Annotated in this window: 7 protein-coding genes; 6 read left to right on the top strand and 1 reads right to left on the bottom strand. The window is 40.7% G+C overall.

What is annotated here, in order from left to right:
* Positions 1-10: 10 nt before the first annotated feature.
* The 4 genes from WA1_RS05600 to WA1_RS05585 all read left to right on the top strand — a co-directional run bounded on the left by WA1_RS05600 (position 11) and on the right by WA1_RS05585 (position 3,533).
* Positions 11-1,978, top strand: a complete 1,968-nt coding sequence (locus tag WA1_RS05600; RefSeq protein WP_017748190.1) for a CHASE2 domain-containing protein — start codon at positions 11-13, stop codon at positions 1,976-1,978.
* Positions 1,975-2,724 (top strand): DUF928 domain-containing protein, encoded by a 750-nt coding sequence (locus tag WA1_RS05595; protein ID WP_017748191.1) that lies wholly within the window; start codon positions 1,975-1,977, stop codon positions 2,722-2,724. The genes WA1_RS05600 and WA1_RS05595 overlap by 4 nt, the downstream gene beginning before the upstream one ends.
* A 319-nt stretch (positions 2,725-3,043) precedes the next feature.
* Complete coding sequence (locus WA1_RS05590; protein WP_017748192.1) at positions 3,044-3,271, top strand: hypothetical protein; 228 nt, start codon at positions 3,044-3,046, stop codon at positions 3,269-3,271.
* Positions 3,252-3,533, top strand: coding sequence for a type II toxin-antitoxin system RelE/ParE family toxin (locus tag WA1_RS05585; RefSeq protein ID WP_017748193.1), 282 nt, complete (start codon positions 3,252-3,254; stop codon positions 3,531-3,533). Before WA1_RS05590 ends, WA1_RS05585 begins: the two co-directional genes overlap by 20 nt.
* Positions 3,534-3,779: 246 nt before the next feature.
* On the opposite strand, the gene WA1_RS05580 is transcribed toward WA1_RS05585, so the two are convergent.
* The gene (locus tag WA1_RS05580) at positions 3,780-6,461 is read right to left on the bottom strand and encodes a CHAT domain-containing protein (protein ID WP_017748194.1); all 2,682 of its coding nucleotides are present in this window, start codon (positions 6,459-6,461) and stop codon (positions 3,780-3,782) included.
* Positions 6,462-6,787: 326 nt separating this feature from the next.
* On the opposite strand from WA1_RS05580, the gene WA1_RS05575 reads away from it, so the two are divergent.
* Together WA1_RS05575 and WA1_RS05570 are read left to right on the top strand one after the other, a co-directional pair.
* On the top strand, positions 6,788-10,780 hold the full coding sequence (locus WA1_RS05575) for a two-partner secretion domain-containing protein (protein WP_026135185.1): 3,993 nt from the start codon (positions 6,788-6,790) through the stop codon (positions 10,778-10,780).
* Between the two features lie 342 nt (positions 10,781-11,122).
* Positions 11,123-12,530, top strand: a 1,408-nt coding sequence (locus WA1_RS05570) for a filamentous hemagglutinin N-terminal domain-containing protein (protein ID WP_201789069.1), incomplete at its 3' end; no start/stop codon positions are given.

The raw sequence follows: 12,530 nt of genomic DNA, 5'->3' as shown, positions 1-12,530 counted from the left end.
TATTAAGAGTATGCAGCGAGATATCTGGAGGTTATTTAAAGAGAAATTTACTATTTGGCGTTTGGGAGGACGGCTGGGATTAGTCGTCGTTTTATTAGTCCTCGTAGCTCGTTTGAGTGGTTGGCTGCAATTTTTAGAATGGGTAACTTTTGATACTTTTATCAGTTGGCGTCCCTATGAACCGATAGATGAACGAATTTTGATTGTTGGCATTAATGAAGCTGATATCAAAAGTGTAGGAAAATATCCGATACCGGATGGAGAAATCGCTGAACTTATTGAAAAATTCCAGGAATATCAACCGGTAGCAATTGGACTTGATATTACAAGAAACTTACCTGTAGAACCCGGTCATGAGAAACTTGTCGAACTTGTAAAGCAAAATAAAGATATTATTGGTATTGAAAAAATCTTACCTCCCGGTCAATTTTCTTCCATAGCTGATTTACCTCCCAAACAAGTGGGTTTTTCAGATATGATTTCAGATGAAGATGGTAAATACAGACGAGCGCTTTTAGGAGCAGTGAATCTTCAAAATACCAATGATTATAAATTTTCTTTTCCTTTGCGTTTAGCAGAAGCCTACTTGTCTCAGAAGGGGATTCTCCTTGAAAATGGACAACGCGATCGCCAAACAATGAAGTTTGATAAAATAGAAATTCCCCGTTTTTTACCTAATTCTGGAGGGTACGTGGGAACTGATGCGGGAGGAGTGAAGGCTCTTGTCAACTTTCGTAATGGAAAAGAAAGATTTAGAACGGTTTCACTTAATGATATCAAGACGGGAAATTTTCAGCCCGATTGGATACGCGATCGCATTGTCACAATCGGTATGACAACTATTAGCGCTCCTGACTTATTTAATACATCAGCCATTTCAGGATTGCAGCTTCACGGACAGATTTATGGAGTTGAATTTCATGCTCATGTTGTCAGTCAAATTATAAGTGCGGTTCTAGAATCGCGCCCGCTCATTAAAACTTGGTCGGAGGTATGGGAATATATATGGATATTAGGTTGGGCTGTTATTGCCATTAGTCTGAGTTTAGCGATCGAATCTCCGTGGCGAAATCTGTTTGCTATTAGTTTAGGTAGTATTGGTCTTATCGCAATTAGTTATTATGCATTACTTATTTGGGGTTTGTGGATACCCATAGCACCAATTTTATTAATTTTAGGAATAAACTTTGTAGATTTTCTGAGCGCATGCTATCAGTACGAGCAATCGCTAAAAGCTCAAATATTGATACGACAACATACTATTGAAATGGCATTTACAGAAATTCATAATGGACCATTACAAACCTTAGCTGCCTTGTTAAGGAATGTACAAAATTACGATTTAACCAAAGAAGAATTACTAAGCGATTTAAAAAATTTGAATTTAGAGATCAGAGATGTTGGTGAATATTTAACACAACAAACTCTTAATGTACAAGAAAGCCTCCGTTTAGGAAGTGGTTTAAAAATAGATTTAAAGCGTCCAATTCACGAAATTTTCTATGAAGTTTACAGTAGTACTATTGAAAGAAATCTTCCTTACTTTCAAACTCTCAAAGCTAAAGTTCGCTCCTTTGAACCTCTTGAAGAAGAATTTTTAACTATTGAACGCAAGCGAGAACTTTGTCAATTTCTTGAAGAAGCTATATGCAATGTTGGAAAACATGCTGAGGGAGTTACGCGGTTGTCTGCGACAGGAACAAAACAACAAGAATGGTATAGTCTCAAAATTAAAGACAATGGATTAGGCATCCGTTCCAACTATGAAAGTAAAGGAACCAAAGACAGTAAAAATTTAGCCAAACTACTAGGAGGATATTTTAATAGAGAACGCTTAACTCCTAAAGGAACTATATGTGAGTTAACATGGCCGATCGCAGGTAGTAAAAATTGGATTTCAACAATAAAGTTTCGACTCAAGTCTTATTTCCAGAGAAAATTAAGATTTTTAACAAAAACTTTACATCGCCGCATATGAGAAATCAACATTTTAACCCTTGGATAGTCTCTAGCTTTGTCCTGAGTATATCTTTAACAACAGCTTCCTTAGCTATGGCGCGTTACATACCACCTAGCGGTCAAAAACCTCCAGGTGACTATACTCGAACAGGAGGTGGAAGGGGATGTCCGGAAGATAAAATACCCTTAACAATTCTTGCTCCTAAAAAACACATTGGACAAACAACTTCTCGTTACCCTACATTCGCTTGGTTTGTATCTAATTCTTATCAAGTCGATTTCCGCATTTTTGAGTTTGATGCTAGCGATCGACCATCGAAACCAATAGGTAAGCCAGTACTATTGTCAAACTCTTTAGGAATTAATAAATACTCTTTACCAGAGAGTCAGTCCGGGTTAACGGTGGGACAAAAATATCTTTGGCAAGTTGCGATAAAGTGTCAGCAAGGATATTTAGTAGAAAGGGCAGAGTTTAAGGTGGTGGAAATGCCGGCTTCTTTATCAAAAAAACTTTCTATGACAGAAGATGGAGCTAAAAAAGCAGACTTATATGCTGAAGCAGGTTTGTGGTATAACGCTCTAGATGAAGCCCTGAAAGTTTCTCAGGAGAAAAAAATAACAAAGATAGTTTCAACTCTTCTGCAAGACTTAGCAACATTAGAAGAACCTAATACAACAGACAAATTAACTGATGTTGAACGTCAAGAGAGGCTGAAACGAGGCGAGCGCTTGAAGCAAATTGCTAATAGCAATCCATCTAATTAATTTTGATAAGTATGTTGGCTCAGATCCCCGACTTCTTTGAGAAGTCGGGGATCTAGTAGTCCCTCACAACCCATTGGATGCTATACTTAAACAAGTAGCGATAAGTGCAATACTTTATGAGTAGCATTAACTTTATACAAGAGATTTTAGACGAATTGCTTGTCTGTTAAGCATAGAAATACGAAAATACGTAGGTTGGGTTGAGGAATGAACCCAAAATTTACACACATTTGTTGGGTTTCTCCAAGGGTTTGCCTAACTACAAAAATTCTTATCCGAGCAGTATTGAGATAGAGTTGACTTCAAAGGAGGTTCTCTAATGACTTTACAAGAAATTCTTAATTCCATTGAAAGTTTGCCTACAGAAGAGCAGGAGTATTTATTTGAGTTTCTTCGTCAGCAACGAATTGAGAATCGGCGGATTGAAATTTTAGCTAATGCTCGGGAAGTAATGCAGGCTTTTAAAAATGGTACAGCAAAGAGGGGAAGCGTTGATGATTTGATCGCTGATTTACTAGGAGATGATGATGGAAGTTGTCTGGAGTAGTGGATTTAAGCGATCTTTTAGGAAGATTATAAAGAAAAAGCCACAGTTAAAGAATCAAATTGTTGAGGTATTAAGGCTTTTGGCAGATGATCCCTTTACACCATCTTTGAAATCTCATAAATTAGCAGGACATTTAGCAGGTTTGTGGTCTTGTTCTGTTACTTATGATTGTAGAATTATCTTTAATTTTTCTGAGGATGAGAAGTTGTTGGAAATGGTTATTTTATTGATTGATGTTGGCAGTCATGATGAAGTTTATTGAACAATTACTGAGAGGAAACTTAAAAAGTGAGGAGCTATTGTAAGAGGATGTTTGTAAAGTCCTAATTTATACTAGTTCTAGCGATTAGAAATCGCGCCTATACAAGCGAAACCCACCTACGTGGGTTTCAAAACCTTAATTTCTCGTTAGTCCGCGTAGGCGGACTTTGTTTGTATAGTAGCTCATTATATGAGACCAAAACTTTTAAAACATCCTCTAAGAAATTTATTTCTTGGAAATCCCTAATCAAAGCCAATTTCCAATCATAATGAATGGTGCCCAGTAAACAGGATTATCATGCTGGTCGTTGATATCTTCTATTTTTTTAGCCTGAATTAATTTTCGTTGAGCTGCACTCAAAGCTTGTGCTTTACTCATTCCTGATTTGATACCACTGTAAAATTCAGTTATTAACTTTGACGTTGATGCATCTGAAACCGACCATAAAGTTGCTAAAGCGCTTCTCACTCCAGCTTGCACTGCGACACCAGCTAAACCAAGAGAAGCACGTTCATCTCCCAAAGCTGTTTGACAAGCAGTCAACGCAAGTAATTCTACTGCACGAGAACCGCCATTGATTTGACGTAGTGAAGCTTCTAACTCATTAATCGTGAGTTTGTTACTATTTCCCGTTACTATAAACGTATCTTCTGGAATTGTGCCAAACTGAGCATGAGTCGCAATGTGAACGATTGGATAAACTGTTTTATTTAGTTCTCGATCTAACTTTTCTCGATTAAATTCTTCATTAATGAGCGGTTTATTTTCTGGAAATTGCTTCTTTAGCGTATCAATTTCAGATTGGACATTGGGTAACGCAGAGTATATTGTTCCATCGACTTCTACTTGTTTAGTCAAACCCAAAATCAAGGCACGCTTTTCTAGCTGATTTAGAGCTTTAGGTGCGGTTAATTTTAAACTAGGAGTGTTAGCAAGATCGTAATTCTCTACCAAAAATTTCTTTTGTTCCTTATCATAGAGAGCTGCCATTGGAATAATACGTAAGATACCATCTTGAACGAAAACTAGTGTTTTTATCTGTTCTTGGTTCAAATTATCTTTAAAAGGACGAATAAACCAGTCATAGAGATTTTGTGCGTGGATGGTATCGTATTGAGTTGGATTTAGAATTCCTTCTTCGAGACTTTGGCGGAATTTTTGTATTTCTTCTATAACTTTGTCACGACTTTCTTTGATCCACTCAAGCTTCCTTTCTCCACTTGGTAAACTGAGTAGAATAGCTATGTTCTTGTCTAGAAAAATAGAACTAAAGACAGCAGTATTATTTCCTAATAGTTCATCTACACTTTTTTCATTAGTAACCGTTAATATACAGTCATTCCCAAAGAAATTTTGTAATTCTGCCAGTTTTAACGAATCAATGGTTTCGAGTGCATTCTTTAATTGTGTTTTGCGATTTTCAGTCTTAATAGATCGTAATGAAGCTTCTTCTAGCCTTAATTGAGCTAACTCTAGATAAAGAGGCTTAATAACATCTTGAAAATCAAATTGTAAATCTCGTTCTGCTAACAGAATATCACTACGAATTTGTTCCAAAAGCGTGTATGCTCGTTGGTAAGATGGTAATGCTTCTGACTCTTTATCCTGTGCTTTTAAAATGCGTCCGGTTTGCCACTCCCACAAATACACGCTATCTCTGGCTTGCAACTTTTGGTCTGCTGACCACAATGCTTTTTGAGTGAAGTCTAAAGCTTGCTTATATTCTTGACGACATTCGTAGAAATGACCTAGCGATCCAAAGGCAAAAGACTCAGAACGAGAATCTTGCAAACTTTGAGAAGTTTTCACTGCATTTAGGAGCAGTGAGTTTGCTTGTGAATCTGATAGCTTTCTCTTTGAAGAGCATGGAATTAATGACGATGATGCATCTTTTGAACTCTCAGGTAAATTAGCTAAATCTATTGCAGCATAGATTTTGGGTCGCGATAATGGTAATTTGTCAAGCAAATTTAAAGCTTCTTGTATGTGAATCTCAGATTGGGAGTTTTCTGGTGTCGATTTTAGGGACGCGGAGGTCAAATTTTTCTCATCTTGAAGACGGTAATCAAGTTGAATTAAATTCAGCAGGACTTGCATTTGACTAACTTTGTCATCTTGCTGACGGGCAAGGCGCAGGCTAGATTGAAAGGAGTCCCATGCTTTTTTGTAATGAGCGATCGCATTTTTATGAAACTCATCAGCTTTGAAAATACCCAATTTTTGTGCAGAATCAGCACGAATTTTCTCCCGTTGTGCTTTATTTAAGTAGGCATTACCCAGACTGTTGAGTACTTTTGATTTATAAGCTGGTTCGGTAATCTTGTCTGCTTGCTCTAAATACTTAATTGCGTTGTCATACTTACCCCTAAGACGGTAAGCTTCTCCCAAACTTCCCAGCGCAGCAACTTCACCAAGCTTATCTTTTTGCTGGTGGGCGATTTGTAAAGCACTTCCTGGCAAACAATTTGATTTTTCTTGCGTGTCAGATGTACCGCATAGTAATGCGATCGCTTTTCCTGGTTGTCCTAAATTACTATAAGTTTGTGCCTGTTCGGTTAGCATTCGCCCGTATTGTTGCACCTTTCCAGAGTCACGGTAATACTTTGTAACCTGTTCCCAGTTGCTGAGTGCTTCTTCATTGTCTCCCAACTGCTGATAGGCTCTTGCCAAATTTTCTCTGACAATCGCTTCGTTGTTTTGATTTTTGCTTTGTTGGTAAAAATTTAAAGCTTTTTGCCAGGGCGCGATCGCACCTCGAAAGTCTCCTGCTTTGTATAGCTCAATACCTTGCTGTACGAGTTGGCTTGCGTCGGGAGTTTGAGCGATTATGCTTTCAATTTGAGCAAAAGACAAACAAAAGACGAGACTAACTAGAAAGAGTGTCCCTAGAACTTGACGTTGAGTAGACTTGCGATACAGGTTTAGCACGGGCTTACTCCAGCAGTAGATGACATATAAATTACCAGCTTTTTCTGTGTGTACAACTAATTAGTAAAATTTTTTTGCAAAATACCTGGTGGTTACAAGATCCCCAACTTCTCCGGAGATCTGAACCAACACGCAACTAAAGCTTCATAAAGTCTCAAAAGTTCTTACAAGAATAAGTCCCGCAGAAATAGTTGCAAAAAACTGCAATAAGTGTAACTACTTAATAAACCGCAGAGGACGCAGAGGACGCAGAGTAGTAAATGAACGGAGAATACAGGTAGTATGAGAACAGCGCATTTACGCTTAATAATTGAGAGGTTATTTTTGTGACTAGTAGAGGTAGGTTGACTCACAGTTGGGGATGGAGTTTGGCAGGGTACTTGACCACTTTAGGAACAATCTTAATCAGCAATATGAGTGCTGTTGCTCAAATTTTGCCAGATTCAACGTTGGGAGAGGAAAGTTCCACTGTCACCCCTAATGTGCTAATTCGAGGAATTGTGAGCGATCGCATCAACGGAGGTGCTATCCGAGGTGCTAACTTATTCCACAGCTTTGAGCAATTTAGTATTAATGAAGGAAGAGGAGCCTATTTTTCCAATCCTATGGGGATCGACAACATCTTCAGTCGCGTCACTGGCAATAATCCCTCCAACATTCTCGGTAGAATTGGCGTTTTAGGCAATGCCAATTTATTCTTGATTAACCCCAACGGTATTTTATTTGGTACGAATGCTAGCTTAGACATACAAGGTTCATTTGCAGGTACAACAGCCAATGCGATTCAGTTTGGCGAGGGAATTTTCTTTAGCACAACAAATCCAGAGGTGGCTTCACCTCTACTAACAGTTAATCCATCTGCATTTTTATTTAATCAAATTCCTACGGGAAACATTGTTAGCAATTCTGTTGCACCTAGCCCGCGAGCAAGCGGTTTTTTGGGACTGTATGTTCCATATGGTGAGAATATCACTTTATTGGGTGGAAATATCAGTATTAATGGTGGTGGAGTAGGTGCAGGGCTGAACGCTTTTGGTGGAAGAGTTGAAATTGGTGCAGTTGCGGGCGCAGGGACAGTCGGGTTAAAGCCAGATGGCAGCTTGAGCTTTCCAAGCAACCTCTCACTAGCTGATGTGTCGCTGTTTGGCTCTTTCATTGGTGTAGCAGGTGGTAACAGTGGTAACGTAGCTATTAATGCTCGTAATTTAGAGATTTTGGGAAACAGCAATATACTTGCAGGTATTCTCCCAACTATAGGAGGAATTGACAGTCAAGCTGGCGATATTACGCTAAATGCAACCGGAACGCTCCAAATTGAAGAACGCAGTCGTGTCGAGAATATTGTATTTACAGACGCGTTGGGTAACAGTGGCGATATTCGCATTACGGCTGGATCTTTGTCCCTCACCGATCGTGCTCGGTTGGATGCCACTACTTTTGGGCGGGGCAATGGAGGTGATATCGTAATAGAAACTCGCGATCGCGTCTCTCTAGATAATCGAGCAGCTATATTCAATGATGTTGAAGATGCAGGTAAGGGTACAGGAGGAAACATTCGGATCTCAACAGGCTCCTTATCTGTTACCAACGGCGCTTTCATAACTGCTAGTACTGATGGTCAGGGGGATGTAGGTAATATTACTATTGAAGCTCTCGATCGAGTTTCATTGGGTAGGGATGCGCGTATCCGCAACGGAGTTGAAGAGGATGGCATTGGTAACGGAGGGAGAATTCACATCAATACAAGGTCGTTGTCTCTTACAGATCGTGCTTCTATCAGTGCTTTCAATATTGAACAAGGGAATGCAGGCGATCTCCTCGTTGATGCTGAGGAGCAAGTTTCCTTAGATAAGGGTGCTGGTATTTTTAACTTTGCGATCATTGGTAATGGAGGAGACATTCGTATCAGCACTAAGTCGCTGTCAATTGCCGATAATTCTCGGTTGGAGGCTAATACCTTTAGACAGGGGAATACAGGTAATATTCTTATTGAAGCTGACGATCGAGTTGCTTTAAAGAATGATGCAAAGATTTTTAATGCCTCTCCAGATGGTATTGGCAATGGAGGAGACATTCGTATCAGTACTGAGCTACTATCAGTTGCTGATGATGCTGCACTAGGAACCAACACTTCTGGGCAAGGTAATGCAGGGGATATTCTGATTGACGCTAGTACTATCTCTTTAGATGGTGGTAATATTTCTAGCGAGGTTCAAAAACTTGCTACTGGCAGTGGAGGTAATATTTACGTCCACGCGCACTCGCTAACGGCAACTAATTTATCAACAATACAAACAGTCACTCTTGGACAAGGTAATGCAGGCAATACGATTATCAATGCAAGCGATCGCATTGTCTTTCAAGGAGGTAGTGAAGATGGATTGCGTAGTGGTGTTGTCAGTCAAGCCGGAAAAGATGCTGTTGGTAGTGGCGGCGACATTGAAATTACCACCGGGTCGTTAACAATGATTGATAAAGCTGGGATCGCTACTGGTACTTTCGGAAGAAGTCAAGCAGGTAATGTAATTATTAACGCTCGAGATAATGTCTCGCTAGACAACGCTAGTAATATCTTCAGTGCTGTGAACCCAAACGCTGAGGGCAGGGGTGGAGATATCAACATTACCACAGGTTCTCTTTCTCTGACCAACGGATCGCAATTAGACGCTAGCACCTTTGGGCTGGGAAGTTCGGGCAATATTACTGTCACGGCTCGCGATCGAGTTTTACTAGATGGCATCAATTCTAAATATCCAGATCGGTCTAGCACTATCTTTACTGAAGTTTTTCGGGGTGCAGAAGGAGATGCTGGTAACATTCAAATCTTCACAGGTTCTCTCATACTAACAAATGGAGGACAATTGGATGCAAAGACACGCGGACAAGGTAATGCAGGCAATCTTTATATCAATGCTCGCGATACCGTTCTCTTCGATGGTACTAGTGAGACTGGAAAACCTACTCGTGCTTTAAGCAGTGTAGACGAAGGTGCAGTGGGCAGAGGAGGCAATATTGAAATTACAACTGGATCGTTAAGACTCGATAATGGAGCACAATTGCTTGCGAATACTTTAAGCAAAGGGAACGCGGGTAATGTAACAATTAATGCACGCGACACAGTGTTGCTGAATGGAGTCAGTCGCAATGGAATCTCCAGTGCTATTTTTTCAGATACCAGAACAAGGTCAGAAGGACAAGGAGGAACGATCGCAATTAATACTTCCTCTCTCCGCGTTGCGAATGGAGCCGTTATCAATGCTCGCACGGCTAACTCCAGTCTTGGAGGGAACATTATAATTAACGCAAATATTTTTGAACTTGTGAATGGGGGACAGGCAATTACTACCACCCTAAATAGCGGATCGGCTGGTAACATCACCCTAAATGTTAAAGACAAAATCATCCTCTCTGGTAGTGACCCTAATTTTTTAGAACGACGCAATCAATTTCTAAATCAAGTGACAAATGAAGGAAATGGTGAAAGTGGGTTATTTGCCAATACTCGCTTGAACTCTACAGGTAATGGAGGCAAAATTAATCTGCAAACACGTCTGCTCTCTCTGAGCGATCGCGCCCAAATCTCCGCTCGCAGTCTTGGTTCGGGAACTGCGGGCGATGTCACAATTACAGCAGATGAGTCAGTAACTTTGACCAATAGTGATATCACAACTTCGGCACAACAAGCTTCAGGAGGGGCTATCTCTCTCACTGCAAAAACAATGCGTTTGTATGGCGATAGTGACATTCGGACAAATGTGGAGAACGGTATTAATAATGGTGGCAATATCACGCTCAAAGCAAATTCAATTATTGCATTTGACGATAGCGATATTCTTGCTTTTGCTCGGGATGGTCGGGGAGGTAATGTATTTCTTGATACTCCTGCATTTTTTGGGGAAAACTATCAACCTGCTCCTGTTGGAACGAATCCAGACACCCTGGATGGAAACGATCGCGTTGATATTAATGCCAGTGGTGATATTTCCTCTGGAATCATCAGCACACCCGATACCAGTTTTGTCCAAAACAATCTCAGCGAGTTATCACAAACCCCCATTGATACAAATGCATTGATTGCCAATAGTTGCATTGCCCGCAATTCCAATAAGCTCGAAGGTAGTTTTACAATTACGGGTCTTGGTGGTTTACCTAACCGTCCTGGAGATGTTTCAATTTCAACTTATTCTACAGGTGATGTGCGTAGTGTGACCAGAGATAGTGCATCGAATTTGTGGCAGAAGGGCGATCCCATTATAGAACCGCAAGGCGTGTATAAGTTGGCTTCAGGGCAATTAGTTTTGAGTCGCGAGTGTCGTTAGGGAGTTATATCAAATCCGGTAGCATCTGAATGATTAAAAAACCGCAGATAACGCAGAGAACGCAGAGGGAGAGGACGGAGAAATAATTCCGATACAAACGGATTTGATATTAGAGATCTCCAGAAATTAATTATACATTACCCAAAAGTCTTGGTAGGGGCGCGGCGGCCTTGCGCCCTTACATCCTTTTCGGAGATGTCTGTTGCATATCCTCAAAATATATGATGGAACAACTCAGAAATGAACTCGATCTTGGCAAGGCTCTGAAGACAGGATTGACAAAACTCAGTGAAAATGAAAACCTATTTTCTATAGCCAAATATTAAACACTGGCTACTACCAATGGAGAACGCGATGTTTGGGATATCTGTGCGTTTGAACTGGTTCCAAAGTTGGGGGATTGCTTTTATTGGTACATTTGTCCCATTCACCAATTGCGCTTTGGCTCAAATTACCCCAGACGGGACTTTACCAAATAATTCCATCATTAACATCAATGGCAACACCCTCAATATAACAGGTGGAACACAAGCAGGCGATAATTTGTTCCACAGTTTCAAAGATTTCTCTGTCTCTACTGGTAGTGAAGCTTTCTTTAACAATACGGTTGACATTCAAAACATCATTAGTAGGGTAACAGGTGGGTCAGTGTCTAATATTGATGGGTCAATCCGCACCTTAGGAACAACTAACCTGTTGCTGATTAATCCAAATGGCATTGTTTTTGGACCCAATGCTCAATTAAATGTTGACGGCTCTTTCTTAGCAAGTACGGCTAGTAATCTGAAATTTGCAGATGGCTTTGAGTTTAGGACAGACGGTACTCAAACAACACCATTGCTGACTATAAGTGTTCCAAGGGGTCTGCAATTTGGGGCAAATCCAGGAAAGATCCAAGTCATTGGCGATGGTCAAGGGACAAGGTTAACAACTGATTTAATTGATACAGCAAATGCGCTGCGGTTAGGAGCAAATCAAACTCTGGCATTGGTTGGTGGTGATTTAGAACTCTTGGGTGGAACCCTAAAGAGTACAGGTGGGCGAATTGAATTGGGTAGTGTGGGGTCAGAGAGCTTGGTTGGTCTCGTGTCGGTTGCGAACGGGTGGACTTTGGATTATGGCGGTGTGCAAAATTTTCGAGATATCCAACTCTTACAACAAGCAACTGTAGATGCAAGTGGAATCGGGGGTGGAAATGTTCGCGTACAAGGCAGACAAATCACCTTGAAACAAGGGTCTCGAATTGAAGCGAGTACTTTGGGGTTTCAGTCGGGAGGAACCTTGGAAGTCACGGGTATTGAATCGATTCAGCTTGATGGTTCAGGAGGCACTTATCTAACAATGCTAGCTGCTCAAGTCTATAAAGGCGCAAATGGCAATGGGGGTAACATTATTCTCACCACTGGCTCAGTTTCCTTAACTAATGGTGTTCAATTAAGTGCCAGCACTTTTGGAAAAGGGGATGCAGGCAGTGTGTTGGTGCAAGCAAAGGATTCTGTGTCTGTTGCTGGTAACAGTTACATCTTCAGCACTGTGGAATCACAGGGTGTGGGCAAAGGTGGCGACGTCAACATCAGTGCGGCAACACTGTCCCTCAAGGATGGCGCTCAACTAGGAACCTTTGTTCGTGAAGCATCTTCCAACCAGACTGCCGGACAAGGTCAGGCAGGGAATGTCAACGTCAATGTCACAGGAGAGGTAACGATTACTGGGAGGAAGAATGGAGCTAGTGGTATTTTCAGCACCTTGG

Origin of the sequence: Scytonema hofmannii PCC 7110, from assembly GCF_000346485.2 — a bacterium.
GTDB classification, from domain to species: Bacteria; Cyanobacteriota; Cyanobacteriia; order Cyanobacteriales; family Nostocaceae; genus Scytonema; species Scytonema hofmannii.
Note: the sequence above shows the minus strand (reverse complement) of the source record. Positions and strands in the feature narration are given on the sequence as shown.